A 17342-nucleotide genomic window follows, 5' to 3' on the forward strand; every position below is an offset into this window, starting at 1 on the left:
AGCGGGGCAGCACGGCCCCGGGGTCTCACAGGGGGAGCACACCATCATGAAGGCACGTACACGCACGCTGATCGCCGCCGCTCTGGTCCTGGGCGTCGCGTCAGGACCGGCGGTCGCCGCGCACGCCGCGCCGGTGCCCGCCTCGGCCGGGGTCGCCGCTCCCGTCGTCTCCACGCCGCCCGACGCGGTGGCGCTGGAGAAGTCGATCGCCGGACTGGGCGCGCAGCACAAGGACGCGACGGCCGCGCTGGTCCGTGTGGGCGGTTCCAGCGGCACGTGGCAGGGCAGTTCCGGAGTCGCGGACATCCGTACCGGTCGCAAGGCCGTCGAGCAGGGCCGGTTCCGGGCAGGGTCGGTGACCAAGACCTTCACCGCGGCCGTGGTGCTCCAGCTGGCGGCCGAGGGACGGGTGGATCTGAACAGCCCGGTGCGTCACTACCTGCCCGGGACCATCCCCGAGGCGTACGGCACGGTCACCGTCCGGCAGTTGCTCAACCACACCAGCGGCATACCGGCGGCCGACGGACCGGGTGAAGCCTTCGAGGCACAGTGGGAGCACCGCTTCGATGTCACCGACCCGCACGATCAGTTGGCCAACGCCTTGGCGAAGAAACCGGAGTTCACCCCCGGTGCGGCCCAGCACTACCTGAACATCAATTACACGGTGCTGGGCGTGCTCGTCGAGAAGGTGACGGGCACGTCGTACGAGGAGGCGGTCGCCCGGCGGATCCTGCGGCCGCTGGGTCTGCGCCAGACCTCGTTCCCGGCTCGGACGCAGACGAAGATCTACGGTCCGCACAACCGGGGCTACCAGGCGGTGGCGACGGCCGACGGTTCCCGGGAGCTGCGCGATGTGACCGAGTGGAACTCCTTGGACCGCTGGGCGGCAGGCGACATCATCTCGACGACGGCCGATCTGGAGCGGTTCACCACAGCCCTCTTCAGCGGGCGGATCGTGCCGAAGGCCCAGCTGGAGGAGATGTTCAGGGTGCCCGAGGTGAAGGACTTCACGAGCGGCAAGTCCGCCGCTCTGACGGCCGGCCTGTCGAAGCTCGTTCTGCCCGACGGGACGGTGGCCTGGGGAAAGACGGGCGGCCGGCACGGCTACAACACGGCGATAGGCGCGACCCGGGACCTCTCCCGCACGCTGGTGTACTCGGTGAACGCCACGGATGCCAAGGGCCAGGACATGAACAAGGTGGCCCTCGGCATCGTGATGGCGGCGTTCGCTAAGCCGGCATCGCCTCAAGGCGCTTGATCATGCGGTGGAGCACAAGCAGGGGGATCACCCCGAACACCCCGAACGACATGTCGATGACGCTCCACCAGAGGGGGATGCCACGGATCGGGCCGCAGATCAGGGCCAGCGGTATCACGCCGGCGCAGGCGATCATGCCGGCTTCGACGATCCATATGTTGCGGACCGGGTCGCGGTGGACGCCGTAGAAGAAGACCGCGATGACGAGGTGGGCGAAGGCGAGCCAGTCGGTTCCGTAGAGGAGGAAGGGGTAGTCGGCATCGGCCCGGTCCAGTCCGTCGCCCACCCGCCGCAGCCACTCGTGGTCGACCAGGGCATTGGCCCAGCGGAGCTCGCTGACCAGGGGGAAGGCGGTGAGCCCGCTGAGCACCAGGCAGACGAGGAACAGGGTCAACCAGGCACGGATCCGCCGCTGAAGGGCGCTTCTCTCGCTCATGGAAGGAAGCGTACGCCAGTTTCTGAACACGTTCAGCCAGATTGCTGAACGCGTTCAACCGGGTGGGCGGCCCGGCCGTGATCAGAGCCCGACGATCCCGTTCCATCGCTTGGCGAGGACCCGGCGCTCGGCCGAGGAGATGTCCCGGGCCACGACGAGCCGCTTGCGCATCTCGTCGTCCGGGAAGATCAGCCGGTTGTCGGCCAGTTCGGCGGTCTCCCGGTCGTCGGAGCCGGCCAGCACCTCGCGGGCGGCGGGGACCGGGCAGACGTAGTTCACGGAGGCGGCGAGCTCGGCGGCCACCTCCGGGTCGTAGTAGTGGTCGACGAGGGCCTCGGCATTGGCTTTGTGCCGCGCCAGGTTGGGGACGAGCAGGCTTTCCGCCCAGAGTTCGGCCCCTTCCTCGGGGACGACGAACTCGATGTCCGGGTTGTCGGCCTGGAGCTGGATGGCGTCACCGGAGTAGGCCTGGCAGGCGAGGACGTCACCCTTGCTCAGGTCGGAGGTGTAGTCGTTGCCGGTGAAGCGGCGGATGTGCTTCCGCCTCACCATGTGCTCGACCTGGTCGCACATCCGGTGGAAGTCCGTCTCGGTCCACCGGGCGACGTCCACGCCGTTGCCCTGCATCAGCAGGGCGAAGGACTCGTCAAGGCCCGAGAAGAGCGTGACCCGGCCCGCCAGGTCCGGCCGCCACAGGTCCCCGACCGACTTGATCTCCCGGCCCAGGGCCCTGCGGTTGTAGGCGATCCCGGTGATCCCCGACTGCCAGGGGACGGTGTACAGCCGGCCCTGGTCGAAGTCGGGGGAACGCAGCTGGGGGTCGAGGTACCTGGCCACGTTGGACTGGGCCGACCGGTCCATCGCCTGGGCCCAGCCCAGGTGGACGAAGCGGGCGGCCATCCAGTCGCTGACCACGACCAGGTCGTGGCCGGTCTCCTGGCGGTTCATCAGGGCCGGGCCGACCTTGCCGAAGAACTCGTCGTTGTCGTTGATCTCCTCCGTGTACCGCACCTCGATGCCGGTCCGTTCGGAGAAGGCCTCCAGCGTCGGGCGGCGCTCCTCGTCCTCGTCGTCGGTGTCGATGTACAGCGGCCAGTTGGAGAAGGCGACGCTGCGGTCCCCCTCGGAGAGGTCCAAACCCCCACGCCGTCCCTCGGGGACATAGGCGGCCGGCACGCCGCAGCCGGCGAGGGCGGCCGACAGGCCCGCGGCACCGAGGCCGTACAGCGCGGAACGGCGGGAGAAGGCGAGTTCAGGCATGGCCACAGCCTCGGTGAACGCCGAAGGGCGGGCAATAGACATGTTGTCTACCGCCCGCCCCTTCAACGCTGTGCTGTGATCGATGCGACCGATCAGCCGTCGAGCGAGGTCATCACGTGCTTGATGCGCGTGTAGTCCTCGAAGCCGTAGGCGGAGAGGTCCTTGCCGTAGCCGGACTTCTTGAAGCCGCCGTGCGGCATCTCGGCGACGAGCGGGATGTGGGTGTTGATCCACACGCAGCCGAAGTCGAGGTTCTTGGACATGCGCATCGCGCGGCCGTGGTCCTTGGTCCACACGGAGGAGGCGAGGGCGAACTCGACGCCGTTCGCGTACTCCAGGGCCTGGGCCTCGTCTGTGAAGGACTGGACGGTGATGACGGGGCCGAAGACCTCGTTCTGGATGATCTCGTCGTCCTGCTTGAGGCCGGAGACCACGGTCGGGGCGTAGAAGTAGCCCTTGTCGCCGACCTGGTGGCCGCCCGCCTCGACCTTGGCGTGGGCGGGGAGCCGCTCGATGAAGCCCGCGACCTGCTTGAGCTGGTTCGGGTTGTTCAGCGGGCCGTACAGCACGTCCTCGTCGTCCGGCTGGCCGGTCTTGGTGTCGGCGGCGGCCTTGGCGAGCGCGGCCACGAACTCGTCGTGGACCGACTCGTGCACGAGCACGCGGGTGGCCGCGGTGCAGTCCTGGCCGGCGTTGAAGTAGCCGGCGACCGCGATGTCCTCGACGGCCTTGGCGATGTCGGCGTCCTGGAAGACCACGACCGGCGCCTTGCCGCCGAGCTCCAGGTGAACGCGCTTGACGTCCTTGGAGGCGCTCTCGGCGACCTGCATGCCCGCGCGCACCGAGCCGGTGATGGAGGCCATCGCCGGGGTGGAGTGCTCGACCATGGCCTTGCCGGTCTCACGGTCGCCGCAGATGACGTTGAAGACGCCCTTGGGCAGCACCGAGTCGATGATCTCCGCCATGAGGACGGTGGAGGCCGGGGTGGTGTCCGAGGGCTTGAGTACGACGGTGTTGCCCGCGGCGATGGCCGGGGCGAACTTCCACACGGCCATCATCATCGGGTAGTTCCACGGCGCGACCTGGGCGCAGACGCCGACCGGCTCACGGCGGATGATCGAGGTCATCCCGTTCATGTACTCGCCGGCCGAGCGGCCCTCGAGCAGGCGGGCGGCGCCCGCGAAGAAGCGGATCTGGTCCACCATCGGCGGCAGCTCCTCGCTGGCCGTGAGGCCCAGCGGCTTGCCGGTGTTCTCCGACTCGGCGGCGACGAGCTCGTCCGCGCGCGCCTCAAAGGCGTCCGCGATCTTCAGCAGCGCCTTCTGGCGCTCCGCGGGGGTGGTGTCGCGCCAGCCGGGGAAGGCGGCCGCGGCGGCGGCCATGGCGGCATCGACGTCGGCCTGGCCCGAAAGGGGGGCGGTGGCGTACACCTCGCCGGTGGCCGGGTTGACCACCTCGGTGGTCCGCCCGTCGGCGGCGTCCTTGAACTCCCCGCCGATGTAGTTGCGCAGACGACGCAGTTCGGTGGTCACTACAGCCACACTCCTGATCACATGTCCAACGATTGAGACGATTACCAAGCCTAGCCGCTCGGCGGAGGCTTTCGACAGACCCGGACGCCACCACCTACGAAATCAGTGAGATCTGAGTCCACAAACAACGGATTTCATTGATTCGGCCTTGCGGAACAGACGACCCTCGTGCACAGTGAGGTCGTGGTCAGTCGAAGCGCAGATTCCAGGAACAGACAACCGTCCCCTTCGGTCGATGCTGTGTCCCTGGCGATCATCGAGCAACTGCAGGAGGACGGTCGCCGTCCCTATGCGTCGATCGGCAAGGCCGTAGGCCTGTCCGAGGCGGCCGTGCGACAGCGCGTCCAGAAGCTGCTCGACCAGGGCGTCATGCAGATCGTCGCCGTCACCGACCCGCTCACCGTGGGCCTGCGGCGCCAGGCCATGGTCGGCATCAACGTCGAGGGCGACCTCGACCCGGTGGCCGATGCACTGACCGCGATGGCGGAGTGCGAGTACGTGGTGATGACCGCAGGGTCGTTCGACCTGATGGTGGAGATCGTCTGTGAGGACGACGACCACTTGCTCGAAACGATCAACAAGAAGATCCGCACGCTCCCCGGCGTGCGATCAACCGAAAGCTTCGTTTATCTGAAGCTGAAGAAGCAGACCTACATGTGGGGAACTCGATAGCCCGTGAGCCAGGACCTCTCCAAGACCGCATACGACCACCTGTGGATGCACTTCACCCGCATGTCGTCGTACGAGAACGCACCCGTCCCCACCATCGTGCGTGGTGAGGGCGCTTACATCTTCGACGACAAGGGCAAGCGCTACCTCGACGGTCTCGCCGGACTGTTCGTGGTCAACGCCGGTCACGGCCGCAAGGAACTGGCCGAGGTCGCCTACAAGCAGGCTCAGCAGCTCGCCTTCTTCCCGGTCTGGTCATACGCCCACCCCAAGGCCGTGGAGCTCGCCGAGCGCCTCGCGGACTACGCCCCGGGCGATCTGAACAAGGTCTTCTTCACCACGGGTGGCGGCGAGGCCGTCGAGACCGCGTGGAAGCTCGCCAAGCAGTTCTTCAAGCTGCAGGGCAAGCACACCAAGTACAAGGTCATCTCGCGTGCGGTCGCCTACCACGGCACCCCGCAGGGCGCCCTGTCCATCACGGGTCTGCCGGCCCTGAAGGCCCCCTTCGAGCCGCTGGTCCCCGGCGCGCACAAGGTGCCGAACACCAACATCTACCGCGCCCCGATCTACGGCGACGATCCCGAGGCCTTCGGCCGCTGGTGCGCCGACCAGATCGAGCAGGAGATCCTCTTCGAGGGCGCCGACACCGTCGCAGCCGTCTTCCTGGAGCCGGTGCAGAACGCCGGCGGCTGCTTCCCGCCGCCGCCCGGGTACTTCCAGCGGGTCCGCGAGATCTGCGACCAGTACGACGTGCTGCTCGTCTCCGACGAGACCATCTGTGCGTTCGGCCGTCTCGGCACGATGTTCGCCTGTGACAAGTTCGGTTACGTGCCGGACATGATCACCTGCGCCAAGGGCATGACCTCGGGTTACTCCCCGATCGGCGCCTGCATCGTCTCGGACCGCATCGCGGAGCCGTTCTACAAGGGTGAGAACACCTTCCTGCACGGCTACACCTTCGGCGGACACCCGGTGTCCTCGGCGGTGGCGATCGCCAACCTCGACATCTTCGACAAGGAAGGCCTCAATCAGCACGTGCTGAACAACGAGGACGCCTTCCGCTCGACGCTGGAGAAGCTGCACGACCTGCCGATCGTCGGCGACGTCCGCGGCAACGGCTACTTCTACGGCATCGAGCTCGTCAAGGACAAGGTCACGAAGGAGTCCTTCACGGACGAGGAGACGGAGCGCGTGCTCTACGGCTTCCTCTCCAAGGCCCTCTTCGACGCCGGCCTGTACTGCCGCGCCGACGACCGCGGTGACCCGGTCATCCAGCTCGCGCCGCCGCTGATCGCGGACCAGGGCACCTTCGACGAGATCGAAGGCATCCTGCGCTCGGTGCTCACCGAGGCCTGGACGAAGCTGTAAGTCCGGCATCCGGCCCCCCGGTTAGTCCGACCCCCACGGCCCGGATCCTCCGTTCGAGTGAGAACGCGGTGGTCCGGGCCGTGTGCTGTCACCATCCAAGCGGTTCATCTCTTTACATCTCAGTGCGGCGCCAGTGACTTCAGCGGGCTCCGCTTCGTTCCCCCGGACGGAGGTGTACGCCATGGTGGCTCCACCGGACAATGCCCCGCCTGACAATGACGTCCTGTGGGCACGGTCTCTTCAGTACTCCCACAACGGTTCCCCCGGCCTCGTCGGGGTTTCCGTCGGCGTCCGGCAGGGCGAGATCCTGGCCCTGACCGGTCCCCGCGGCAGCGGCAAGACCACCCTGCTCCGCTGCCTGTCCGGACAGCTCCGGCCCGAGCAGGGCGAAGTCTGGTTCAACAGCGTCCCCATCCACACCATGGGCACCCTGGCCCGCGAACGGCTGCGCCGCGACCGGTTCGGCTGGATCGGCCCCGAGCCGCAGCTGCTGCCCGAGCTGAAGGCCTGGGAGAACGCGGCCCTGCCGCTGCTGCTCGCCGGCGCCTCCCACCGAAGCGCCAAGCACGCCGCCTGCGCATGCCTGGACCGCCTCGACATCGGCGGGCTCGCCCGTAAACGGCCCGCCGCCCTGACCCGCGGCGAGTCCCAGCGGGTCGCCCTGGCCCGGGCGCTGGTCAACGAGCCCGCGGTGATCTTCGCCGACGACCCCACGGCTCCTCTGCACCGGGCCGACCGGGCCCTGCTGCTCCGGGCACTGACCACCGCCGCCCGCTCCCACGACGTCACCGTGCTGCTGACCACCCACGAAGAGTCCACCGCAGCCGTCGCGGACCGCCGCCTGGCCCTGATCGACGGCCGCCTCGCGGGGGCCGCGGTCGCCTCCTCCCCCGTCTCCGACACCCAGGAGGGCCAGGCCGCGTGCTCGCTCTCCGCCTAGCCCGCGGTTCCCGGCCGGTCGTCCAGCTGCGGCGGCTCCTCGTCGCGGCCGCCTCGGCCGCGACCGGCTTCCTGCTGCTCTCCGTACTCGCGGGCGCCGTCGCCCGGCCCGCCGGATCGTTCCCCCGCCTGTTGTGGGCCCTGATTCCGCTGGCGGTCACCGTCCACTTCGCCGTCGCGGTGGCCCGGGCCGATCCCGCGACCCGTCCCCGCGAAGGCCTGGACGCCGCCGGACTGGGACCTCTACGGCTCGTCCTGGTCGCCTCGGTCTCCACCGCCGTCGCATGCACGCTCGGCAGCGCCGTCGCCCTGGCCGCCTTCCTCCACCTGCGCGGCGACCTGGCCGGGATGCCCTTCGACGGGGCCGGGGCCGGACTGCTCCACGCCGGGCAGCCGCTGCCCATGGCCGCCGCCCTCACCCTTCTGATCCTGCTCCCGCTGACCGCCTCGGCCGCCACCGTCCTCGCCCTGCGACCGCACCCACCGCTGGCCCCGCAGACCGGCCTGCCCTGGGGCATCACACTGACGGCCTGCGGGCTCGCCGTCCTGGCCTCCACGGGCCGCAACGGCGCCGGGATGCTCGTCGGCTGGTCGCTGACCGCGGTCGGGCTGGCCCTCGCCGGACCGGGCCTCGCCTACGCCTGCGGGAGCCTGGTCCAGGCCGTACGCCCGGGCGCGCTCCGGCTGCTGGCCGGGCGTGCCCTCCAGGAGGAGGCGCCCCGGATCGGCCCGCCGCTGGGCGTGCTGTGCTCGGTCGGCGCGGGCGCCCTCACCGCCCTCGCCCTGCGCGACCGGGCCGGGCTGCTCGTCGCGCCGCTGGGCCCGCTGACCGGGCCGGCCGCCGCGCTGGTGGCCGTGTGCGCCGCCGCGACCCTTCTCACATCCGCGGTGGAGGCGCGCCAGAGCCGGGCCGCCGAACGCGAGGCCCTGCTCGACATGGGCGCTCCCGCCAAGGTGCTGCGTACGGCGGCGAGTCTGCGGGCCACCGCCCTCTTCGCCGTGTGCGTACCGCTCAGCTGGGGTGTGGCGCAGCTGACGTCGCTGGCACTGACCCGCTGACGCGGGCAGCCCTTAGGGTGGGCCGAATGGTCAACCCAGACATAGAGATCGAGACGCTCGCCGAATTCGACCAGGTCGTGGCACGCGGCTCGCTCAGCGGCTACCGGATCCAGTCGGTGAACCTGCTGGAGCGGACCTTCGCCCTGCTGGCCGCGGACACCTCGGCGGCCGTGTTCCTGGGCTGCCCGATGGAGCCCGACGCCTCGGTGAAGGTCCGCGCCGACGGCGCGCTGGTCTTCCCGCCGGTGCCCGACCTGCCGTTCAACCCGTACCGGGGGCTGCTCTACACGCCCGAGGAGCTCTTCGCCGGGCTGCCCGACGGGTACGAGGCCACCCCGGACGCCGAGTCGTACGCGTGGTTGCAGGAGACGAGGGCCGACGGTGACGTCTTCTCTTCGATGCTCCGCTCGATCCACGACGACGCCATGTCCGACGCCCTCGACGAGCACCTCGCCGGTGCCCGCGTCGTCGGCGTGATGGGCGGCCACGCCATGGCCCGCGGCGGAACGGACTACCGCGGCGCGGCGGAGCTGGGCCGGGCACTGACCCGGTCCGGGCTGACGGTGGCCACCGGCGGCGGCCCCGGCGCGATGGAGGCCGCCAACCTCGGCGCCTACCTGGCCCCGGCCCCCGACGAGGCCCTCGCGGAGGCGCTGGAGCTGCTGGCCAAGGCCCCGTCCTTCACACCCTCCGTGTCCGACTGGGCGCACGCGGCCTTCGCCGTACGGGACCGCTGGCCCGGCGGCGGCGACTCGGTGGGCATCCCGACCTGGTTCTACGGGCACGAGCCGCCCAACGCCTTCGCCGGTCATGTCGCGAAGTTCTTCGCGAACGCGACCCGGGAGGACGGGCTGCTGGCCCGGTCCACCGCGGGGGTGGTCTTTCTGCCCGGCGCGGCGGGCACGGTCCAGGAGATCTTCGACAACGGGACCCCGAACTACTACGGATCCCGGGGCGAGCCGGCGCCGATGATCCTGGTCGGCCGCACCCACTGGACCGAGCACCTCCCCGCGTGGCCCCTGCTCCAGGCACTGGCCCGCGGCCGTGCGATGGAGTCCCGGATCGCGCTCGTGGACACGGTGGACGAGGTCCCGGACGTCCTCGCGTCAATGAGCTGAGCTCCCGAAGCAACTTCCCGGCCGTTTCTCACGTCTGGCAGAGGTACCGCACAACCTGCCAGACGTGAACGGAGCCCTTGGTGCTCATAGGCCTGCTGACCGCTGTCGCGGCGTCCATCTGCTACGGCACGGGATCCGTGCTGCAAGCAGTCGGATCGCGCCGCGCCGCCCGGATGTCCCCGACCGCCGCCGGGGTGACCGCCCACGGCGGCCCCAATCTGTCGTCCACTGCGAAAGCGGCGATGACCTGGGAATTCATCGTCGGCACGATCCTGGACTTCGTGGGCTTCGGCCTCGGCGCCCTGGCCGCCCGCCTCCTTCCCCTGTTCCTCTCCCAGACGGTGATCAGCGCCAACCTGGTGATCACGGCCGTGCTGAGCGTGAAGATGCTGGGCATCCGGCTGAGCCGCAAGGAGTGGACCTCGATCGGGGTCGTCTGCACCGCGCTGGTGCTGCTGGCGACGGCCGCGGGCCACGAGGGCGGCCACCACGCGCCGATGTCCACGCACTGGTGGCTGCTCGGGATCACCCTGCTGCTGATGGTGGGCGGGACCGTGGCCGTACGGCTCCTCGGCGGCGGGGCCGCGATCCTGGCGGGCCTGCTGTCGGGGCTGGGCTTCGGCGCGCTCGGCGTCGGCGTCCGGATCCTGGACGGCGTCGACCCGTTCGACCTCGGCACCTTCCTCACCGACCCGGCCCTCTACGCCATCCTCGTGGCCGGCTTCGGCGGCATGTACCTGCACACCGTCGCCCTGCAGATCGGCTCGGTGAACGGCGCCACGGCCGCCCTGGTCGTCGGTGAGACGGTCCTGCCGGGCGCGATCGGGGTGCTGTGGCTCGGTGACGCGTCCCGCCCGGGCCTGGCCTGGCTGGCGGTCCTCGGCTTCGTCCTGGCCGTCGCCGGCGCGGTGGCCGTCGCCTGGTACGGCAAGCACGACGGCGCCGACGAGGGGGCCGCGGCCCCGGTGCCGGAGCCGGTCGGCTGACCCACCGGCCGGCCGGGCGGCATCACCCGGTCGGCCGTCCCCCGGTGGTGGCGCGGCGGCGGCTGCCGCTTGCTGGACCGGGGGAGAGAGCGAGGGGTTCATGGAACCCACGACCAATCGGCTGAAGACACCGAGAGCGGCCGGTATGGCCGGAGTCGCCTTCGCCCTGCTGCTCGGGGCGGCGATCGTCCTGATCCGGATCGCCGTCCCGTCCGCCGACGCCGCCGACGCGCCCATCGCGGCGGACCGGCGCTGGGCGGTCCGCGTGGCACTCGAGATCGTGCCTTTCGCGGGCATCTTCTTCCTCTGGTTCATGGGCGCCCTACGCGCCCACACGGGTGAGGCCGAGGACCGGTTCGTGGCCACCGTGTTCCTCGGCAGCGGCTTCGTCTTCGTGGCCACCCTGTTCGCCGCCGCCGCGGCGGCGGGCACCGTGCTGGCCGAGGACACACCCTCCGATTTCGGCCGGCACTACGCCTACACTCTCCTGTCGACGTACGCGATGCGGGTGGCGGCCGTCTTCGTCCTCGCGACCTCGACCATCGGGCGGATGCTCGGCGTCTTCCCACGGCCGCTGGCCCTGCTGGGAACCCTGGTGGGCCTGGTCCTGATCGTGGTGGGTTCCGGCGTGCCCTGGTCCGAGCTGCTGTTCCCGGCCTGGGCCCTCATCCTCAGCGCGTACATCCTGCGCGCCCGGCGCGACACCGCCCCAGCGGGCCGCTCCGACCTTCCCGGCCCCGCCTGACCTGCAGGCCGACACTCCGGCAGGCGACCTCCCGGCACCGCATGCATGCTGGTGGGAAGGGTGCCCCGGGGTGCGGAACGGGGGTCCAGGGGGTGACGGGGATGAACCGCCGAGGGAAAGGCAGATCCGTCATGAGGCTTGTCGTCGACCTCAACCGCTGCCAGGGATACGCCCAGTGCGCCTTCCTCGCTCCCGACGTCTTCGCCATGCACGGCGACGAGTCGCTCCTCTACAACCCGCAGGCCGCCGCCGAGCAGCGCGAGAACGTCGCCCGCGCCGTGGCCGCCTGTCCGGTCGGCGCGATCCTCCTGGAAATCACGGACGAGGACATGGCGGACATGGTGGCCCCGGATTCCGTGGCCGGCGCCGGTTCCGGAGGCGCGCGGTGACCGGTGAAGGGAGATACGACGGGGCCCTGGAGCACCTCAAGCGCGAGGGCCGCATCGTCGTCGTCGGCGCTTCGCTGGCGGGTCTGCGGGCCGCCGAGACCATGCGGGAGAAGGGCTTCGCCGGTTCCCTCACGATGATCGGCGACGAACCGTACGAGCCGTACGACCGGCCCCCGCTGTCCAAGCAGGTCCTGCTGGGCCATGCCGTCGCGGATCACACGGCGCTCCCCCGCCGCCGGGCGATCGACGCCGACTGGCGCCTCGGGGTCCCCGCCACGGGCCTGGACATGGCCGCCCGCCGCGTCAGGCTCGGCAACGGCGACGAGGTCGAGTACGACCGGCTCCTGATCGCCACCGGCGTCCGCGCGCGGCCTTGGCCCAATGAGGAGGAGGGCGCCCTCGAGGGAGTCTTCGTGCTGCGCACCCGCGACGACGGCGAAGGACTGCAACGGGCCCTGGCCGCCGGTCCTCGCCGCGTGCTCGTCATCGGAGCCGGATTCACCGGGTCCGAGATCGCGTCCGCCTGCCGGGAACGCGGCCTGGACGTCACCGTCGCCGAACGGGGTGCGGCGCCGCTGGTCGGCGCGCTCGGCGGGGTCATCGGCGAGGTCGCGGCCGACATGCACCGGGAGCACGGCGTCGACCTGCGCACGGGGGTCATGGTCACCGCGCTGGAGGGCGACCCCACCGGCCGGGTCCGCGCCGCCCACCTGTCCGACGGCTCCACCGTGGAGGCCGACGTGGTGGTCGTCTCGCTGGGCGCGCAGCGCAACACCGAATGGCTCACCGGATCCGGACTGGGTGCGGGACCCCGCGGCATCGCGTGTGACGCGGGCTGCCGGGCCTTCGACATCCGGGGCATCGTCACCGACGACATCTACGTGGCGGGTGACGTGGCCCGTTCCCCACACGCCCTGTTCGGCTACCAGTTCCTCTCCCTGGAGCACTGGGGCAACGCCGTCGCCCAGGCCGACACCGCCGCCCACAACATGCTCAGCGAGAGCGCGGACCGCCGCCCCCACCTGTGGGTACCGGCCTTCTGGTCCTCCCAGTTCGGCGTTAACATCAAGTCGGTCGGTGTGCCGCCGATGGGGACCGAGATCCTCGTCACGCAGGGCTCGCTCGCGGAGCGCCGGTTCGCGGCCGTGTACGGGTACCAGGGACGGGTGATCGCCGCCGTCACCTTCGACAACTGCCGCTGGCTCCCGTTCTACGAGCACCAGATCGAGAGCACCGCGCCGTTCCCGCCGCCGTTCTCCACGGTGGACCGCAGGCCGGAGGGGAACAAGCCGATGCCGGCGGACTTCCCCGACCCCTCGGTGCCGACCCATGGGCCGACCATCACCCTCAGCGGCTACTCGCCGGCCGACCGGAAGCTGACCTTCACCCCCGCGCGCAACTGACCCCGCCGCGAACCACCGCGACCGGCCGACCCGCTATCCGCGACCCGCGACCGCACCCCGCCCTCCCCCGAGGATCACGAGGACCCGTCATGACCCAAGCCCTTCTGCGGGAGATCATCGACTACGCGAACCGCGCGAATCCGTACCCGCTGTACGAGGAACTCCGCAAAACCCCGGTGTCCCACGACGGAGACGGCCCGTACGTCGTCAGCACGTACTACGAGATCCAGAGCCTCCTGCACGACCCGCGGATCAGTTCCGACTCCCGCAATCTGAAGGCGACCGGGGACGATCCGCTGGGCCAGGCCGAGGACGAGGGGGCGACCCTGCCTCCGTCCTTCCTCAAGCTCGACCCGCCGGACCACGACCGCTTGCGGCGGATGACGAACCGCCCGTTCGGGCCGCCCCACGCCCCCCACCGGGTGCACGACATGCGCGAGGAGCTCGGCGGGCTCGTCTCCCGACTCATCGACGGCATCGCCACCCACGGCGATCTGGACCGGGTCGACCTGGTCGACCAGTTCGCGTACCCCTTCCCGGTCACGGTCATCTGCCGGCTGCTCGGGGTGCCCCACGAGGACGAGCCGCGCTTCCACGTCTGGGCGGAGGCCCTCGCCGCCAGCCTGGACCCCGACCCGGACGCGGACCCGACCCAGCACGGCAAGGGGGCCATGGACGCCCGCATGGAACTGGGCATGTATCTGGCCGGGCTGATCGAGGAGCGGCGCAAGAACCCCGGCGACGACATGCTGTCCCAGCTGGCGACCGCGGACGGCCCGGACGGCGCCATGACCACCATGGAGGCGCTCAGCACCTCCGCGCTGCTGCTGATCGCGGGTCACGAGACCACGGTCAACCTCATCACCAACGGCATGCTGACCCTGCTGCGCCACCCGGACGTCCTCCGGCGACTGCGCGACGAACCCGCTCTGTCCGTCACCATCGTCGAGGAGCTGCTGCGGTACGAGCCGCCCGTGCAGCTGCTGCCCCAGCGCACCACCCTCTCCGACATCGAGGTCGCCGGTGTCACCATCCCGAAGGGCGCGTCCCTGTGGCTGATCCTGGCCTCCGGGAACCGTGACCCGAAGCGGTTCGAGAACCCGGACCGCTTCGACCCCGACCGGGGGGACATCCAGCACCTCGGGCTCGGCAGCGGCATCCACAGCTGCTTCGGGGCTCCGCTGGCCCGGCAGGAGGCGCAGCTGGCGCTGAGCGAGCTGGCCCGCCGGCTGGTGAACCCCCGGTTGCTGGAGGACCCGCCTCCCTACCGCCAGAACGCGGTGCTGCGCGGCCCCCGGCACCTGCCGATCGCCTGCGACGGCATCCTCCCCCAGGCCGCCTAGGCGTTCTGAGCCTGCGCTCCCTGCGCGGCCTCCGAGGGGAGGACCACCACCTCGGCGGGGCTGAAGGTCACCGCGACCCGCTCGCCCACGGCCGGAGCGCCCGCCAGCCCGCACTCCGCCTCCAGTACCGGCCCCGACTCCGGCCGCAGCAGCAGCGCCACGTGTGTCCCGCGGAAGGTGCGGGACACCACCTCGCACGGCAGGCCCGCCGCGCGGAGCACGACGCCCGCCGGGCGGATCAGCAGCCGCCGCTCTCCTTCGGGAGACCCGGCCGGGACCTGGATCTTGCCCCACGGCGTCCCGGCCACGGCGCCCGCGACCACGGCGGGGACCACGTTCTCGAAGCCGAGGAACCGCGCCACGAACTCCGACGCGGGCCGCTGCCACACCTCCAGCGGAGTCCCGGCCTGCGCGATCCGGCCGTCCCGCATCACCACCACCCGGTCGGCCAGGGCGAAGGCCTCGCCCTGGTCGTGCGTGACCGCCAGCACCGTCGTCCCCAGCCGGGAGAACAGCGCCCGCAGCTCCACCACGAGCCGCTCCCGCAGCACCCGGTCGAGCTGGCCCAGCGGTTCGTCGAGCATCAGCAGCCGCGGTGAGGGCGCCAGCGCCCGGGCCAGCGCGACCCGCTGCTGCTCGCCGCCCGACAGGGAGGCCACCGCCCGGCCCTGGGCGCCGGGGAGCCCGACCAGTTCCAGCAGTTCCGCGACCCGGGCCGTGGAGGAGGCCCGCCCGGCCCCCCGCATCCGCAGCCCGAAGGAGACGTTCGCGCCGACGTCGCGGTGCGGGAAGAGCTGGTGGTCCTGGAACATCAGACCCACGCCTCTCCGGTGCACGGGCACCCCGGCCTGGTCGGAGCCGCCCAGCAGGACCCGGCCCGCGGACACATGCTGCAGGCCGGCGACCACCCTCAGCAGGGTGGACTTGCCGCTGCCGCTCGGCCCCAGCACGCAGACGATCTCGTGCTCGGCGACGTCCAGATCCACGGAGTCCACGGCCGCGCGCTCACCGAAGCGGACCGACACCCCTTCCAGCTGAAGCAGTGCCATCAGAACTCTCCGGAGGTCTTGTCGGGTCGCAGTCGCTCCAGCACCAGCAGGGACACCGCGCATACCAGCATCAGAATCGTGCTCAGGGCCATCGCCTGCCCGTAGTTCAGCTCACCTGCCCGTCCCAGCAGCCGGGCCACGGCCACCGGCAGCGTCGGCTGGTCCGGCCGGGCGATGAAGACGGTCGCGCCGAACTCCCCCAGCGAGACCGCGAAGGCGAACCCGGCCGCGATCAGCAGCGCCCGCCGCACCAGCGGGAGGTCCACCTCTCGCCAGGCCCGCAGCGGCGATGCGCCGAGCACCGCGGCCGCCTCCCGCAGCCGCCCGTCCACGGCGCGCAGCACCGGCAGCATGGTCCGTACGACGAAGGGCACGCCCACCAGGGCCTGCGCCAGCGGCACCAGGATCCACGAGGTCCGCAGGTCCAGCGGCGGCTCGTCCAGGGTGATCAGGAATCCGAAGCCGACCGTCACGGCGGACACCCCCAGCGGAAGCATCAGCATCGCGTCGAAGCCGCGTACGAAGGCGCCGTCGCGCCGGGTCAGGGCCGCGGCCGCCAGTCCCCCGACGACCAGGGCGATCGCGGTGGCGGCGAGCGCGAACTGCAGGGAGTTCCAGATCGCCTCCACCGGCGGCACCAGGAAGGTCCCGCCGCCGGCGCCGGCGTCCTGCAGCGCCCGGTAGAAGCCGAATCCGTATCCGCCCGGGGCGTCGAAGGACCGCTCGACCAGCACGCCCAGCGGCGCCACGATCAGCAGCGCCACGGTCAGCAGCACCCCGCCCAGCAGCGTGCGCTGCGCCCAGCCGCGCGGCCGGTGCGCGGTGCGGCCCGGATCCACCAGTCGCAGCGCGGTCTCGCGCTTGCGGACCGTCCAGGCGTGCACGCCGAGGATCCCGCCGAGCGCGGCGAACTGCACCATCGTCAGTACGGCGGCCGTCGGCAGGTCCAGGAGCTGCGCGGTCTGCCGGTAGACCTCCACCTCCAGAGTGGAGTACGCGGGCCCGCCGAGGATCAGTACGACGCCGAAGGAGCTGAAGGTGAACAGGAACACCATCAGCGAGGCGGCGGCCACCGACGGGGCCAGCGCGGGCAGCGTCACCCGCCGCCAGGCCGCGAACCGCCCGGCGCCCAGCACCCGTGCGGCCTCCTCCTGGCGCGGATCCAGCTGGGCCCACAGCCCGCCGACGGTGCGGACGACGACGGCGTAGTTGAAGAAGACGTGGGCGAGCAGGATCGCCCAGACGGTGGTGTCGAGGCGGACGCCCAGCCGTTCGTCCATCAGCCCGCCGCGTCCGAGCAGGGCGAGGAAGGCGGTGCCGACCACCACGGTCGGCAGCACGAACGGAACGGTGACCACGGCCCGCAGCAGCTGCTTGCCGGGGAACTCGAAGCGCGCGAAGACGTACGCGCCGGGGAGCGCGATCAGCAGCGTGAGCGTGGTGGAGGCGAGCGCCTGCCACGTGGTGAACCACAGCACGTCGGCGATGTCGGGCCGGGCCAGCACCTCGCCGAAGCGGCCGAACTGCCACCCGCCGTCGGTCCGCAGGCCGCGCCCGACGATCGCGGCGACGGGATAGGCGAAGGACAGCCCGAAGAAGACGAGGGGCACCGCCATCAGGGCGAGCCGCACGGCCACGGCGCGGCCGCCTTCACGGGGACCGGAGCCCGGCGCGGCGCCCCCCCGCGCCGCGCCCCCCGCCCTCGGAGCGCGTTCATAAACTCGAGCGCCGGCCAATCCGTGTACCCCAGCTCACGGTTATGGGGGCTGGTCTGCGCGGCCACCCACA

Annotated in this window: 16 protein-coding genes; 11 read left to right on the plus strand and 5 right to left on the minus strand. The window is 71.1% G+C overall.

Annotated features, from left to right (window positions below):
• Positions 1-46 precede the first annotated feature (46 nt).
• Positions 47-1258: a serine hydrolase domain-containing protein gene (locus ACWGIF_RS19000; RefSeq protein WP_453498684.1), complete on the plus strand. Its 1212-nt coding sequence runs from the start codon at positions 47-49 to the stop codon at positions 1256-1258.
• On the opposite strand, the gene ACWGIF_RS19005 is transcribed toward ACWGIF_RS19000, so the two are convergent.
• From ACWGIF_RS19005 to ACWGIF_RS19015, 3 genes are all read right to left on the minus strand, one after another.
• Positions 1230-1694 (minus strand): hypothetical protein, encoded by a 465-nt coding sequence (locus ACWGIF_RS19005; RefSeq protein WP_453498687.1) that lies wholly within the window; start codon positions 1692-1694, stop codon positions 1230-1232. The genes ACWGIF_RS19000 and ACWGIF_RS19005 overlap by 29 nt on opposite strands.
• Positions 1695-1775: 81 nt before the next feature.
• On the minus strand, positions 1776-2954 hold the full coding sequence (locus ACWGIF_RS19010) for a polyamine ABC transporter substrate-binding protein (protein ID WP_453498690.1): 1179 nt from the start codon (positions 2952-2954) through the stop codon (positions 1776-1778).
• Between the two features lie 92 nt (positions 2955-3046).
• The gene (locus ACWGIF_RS19015) at positions 3047-4486 is read right to left on the minus strand and encodes a gamma-aminobutyraldehyde dehydrogenase (protein WP_453498693.1); all 1440 of its coding nucleotides are present in this window, start codon (positions 4484-4486) and stop codon (positions 3047-3049) included.
• A gap of 168 nt (positions 4487-4654) precedes the next feature.
• On the opposite strand from ACWGIF_RS19015, the gene ACWGIF_RS19020 reads away from it, so the two are divergent.
• The 10 genes from ACWGIF_RS19020 to ACWGIF_RS19065 all read left to right on the plus strand — a co-directional run bounded on the left by ACWGIF_RS19020 (position 4655) and on the right by ACWGIF_RS19065 (position 14505).
• A complete protein-coding gene (locus ACWGIF_RS19020; protein WP_007266859.1) occupies positions 4655-5158 on the plus strand; it encodes an Lrp/AsnC family transcriptional regulator in 504 nt (167 codons plus the stop codon).
• A 3-nt stretch (positions 5159-5161) separates the two neighbouring features.
• Positions 5162-6523 (plus strand): aspartate aminotransferase family protein, encoded by a 1362-nt coding sequence (locus ACWGIF_RS19025; RefSeq protein WP_453498696.1) that lies wholly within the window; start codon positions 5162-5164, stop codon positions 6521-6523.
• 181 nt (positions 6524-6704) lie between these two features.
• Positions 6705-7463 carry an ABC transporter ATP-binding protein gene (locus ACWGIF_RS19030; protein WP_453498698.1) on the plus strand — a complete coding sequence of 253 codons (759 nt, stop codon included), beginning with the start codon at positions 6705-6707 and terminating at the stop codon, positions 7461-7463.
• The gene (locus tag ACWGIF_RS19035; protein WP_453498701.1) at positions 7445-8521 is read left to right on the plus strand and encodes a hypothetical protein; all 1077 of its coding nucleotides are present in this window, start codon (positions 7445-7447) and stop codon (positions 8519-8521) included. Before ACWGIF_RS19030 ends, ACWGIF_RS19035 begins: the two co-directional genes overlap by 19 nt.
• 26 nt (positions 8522-8547) lie before the next feature.
• Positions 8548-9639 (plus strand): LOG family protein, encoded by a 1092-nt coding sequence (locus ACWGIF_RS19040; RefSeq protein ID WP_453498704.1) that lies wholly within the window; start codon positions 8548-8550, stop codon positions 9637-9639.
• 80 nt (positions 9640-9719) lie between these two features.
• A complete protein-coding gene (locus tag ACWGIF_RS19045; protein WP_453498706.1) occupies positions 9720-10625 on the plus strand; it encodes a hypothetical protein in 906 nt (301 codons plus the stop codon).
• Between the two features lie 100 nt (positions 10626-10725).
• On the plus strand, positions 10726-11370 hold the full coding sequence (locus ACWGIF_RS19050; RefSeq protein ID WP_453498709.1) for a hypothetical protein: 645 nt from the start codon (positions 10726-10728) through the stop codon (positions 11368-11370).
• A gap of 131 nt (positions 11371-11501) precedes the next feature.
• Positions 11502-11759: a ferredoxin gene (locus ACWGIF_RS19055; protein WP_453498711.1), complete on the plus strand. Its 258-nt coding sequence runs from the start codon at positions 11502-11504 to the stop codon at positions 11757-11759.
• A complete protein-coding gene (locus ACWGIF_RS19060; RefSeq protein ID WP_453498714.1) occupies positions 11756-13162 on the plus strand; it encodes an NAD(P)/FAD-dependent oxidoreductase in 1407 nt (468 codons plus the stop codon). Before ACWGIF_RS19055 ends, ACWGIF_RS19060 begins: the two co-directional genes overlap by 4 nt.
• Before the next feature lie 89 nt (positions 13163-13251).
• Positions 13252-14505, plus strand: a complete 1254-nt coding sequence (locus ACWGIF_RS19065; protein ID WP_453498717.1) for a cytochrome P450 — start codon at positions 13252-13254, stop codon at positions 14503-14505.
• Here the strand turns inward: ACWGIF_RS19065 and ACWGIF_RS19070 are convergent.
• Positions 14502-15554 (minus strand): ABC transporter ATP-binding protein, encoded by a 1053-nt coding sequence (locus ACWGIF_RS19070; protein WP_453498720.1) that lies wholly within the window; start codon positions 15552-15554, stop codon positions 14502-14504. The genes ACWGIF_RS19065 and ACWGIF_RS19070 overlap by 4 nt on opposite strands.
• Positions 15554-17170: an ABC transporter permease gene (locus tag ACWGIF_RS19075; RefSeq protein WP_453498731.1), complete on the minus strand. Its 1617-nt coding sequence runs from the start codon at positions 17168-17170 to the stop codon at positions 15554-15556. The genes ACWGIF_RS19070 and ACWGIF_RS19075 overlap by 1 nt, the downstream gene beginning before the upstream one ends.
• Between the last annotated feature and the right edge of the window lie 172 nt (positions 17171-17342).

This window comes from Streptomyces sp. NPDC054849, from assembly GCF_053610945.1.

Coding starts and splice junctions, on each gene's coding strand:
- ACWGIF_RS19065 (WP_453498717.1), top strand. CDS start 13,252: ATGACCCAAGCCCTTCTGCGGGAGATCATCGACTACGCGAACCGCGCG.
- ACWGIF_RS19030 (WP_453498698.1), top strand. CDS start 6,705: ATGGTGGCTCCACCGGACAATGCCCCGCCTGACAATGACGTCCTGTGG.
- ACWGIF_RS19070 (WP_453498720.1), bottom strand. CDS start 15,554: ATGGCACTGCTTCAGCTGGAAGGGGTGTCGGTCCGCTTCGGTGAGCGC.
- ACWGIF_RS19040 (WP_453498704.1), top strand. CDS start 8,548: ATGGTCAACCCAGACATAGAGATCGAGACGCTCGCCGAATTCGACCAG.
- ACWGIF_RS19055 (WP_453498711.1), top strand. CDS start 11,502: ATGAGGCTTGTCGTCGACCTCAACCGCTGCCAGGGATACGCCCAGTGC.
- ACWGIF_RS19005 (WP_453498687.1), bottom strand. CDS start 1,694: ATGAGCGAGAGAAGCGCCCTTCAGCGGCGGATCCGTGCCTGGTTGACC.
- ACWGIF_RS19050 (WP_453498709.1), top strand. CDS start 10,726: ATGGAACCCACGACCAATCGGCTGAAGACACCGAGAGCGGCCGGTATG.
- ACWGIF_RS19010 (WP_453498690.1), bottom strand. CDS start 2,954: ATGCCTGAACTCGCCTTCTCCCGCCGTTCCGCGCTGTACGGCCTCGGT.
- ACWGIF_RS19075 (WP_453498731.1), bottom strand. CDS start 17,170: ATGGCGGTGCCCCTCGTCTTCTTCGGGCTGTCCTTCGCCTATCCCGTC.
- ACWGIF_RS19000 (WP_453498684.1), top strand. CDS start 47: ATGAAGGCACGTACACGCACGCTGATCGCCGCCGCTCTGGTCCTGGGC.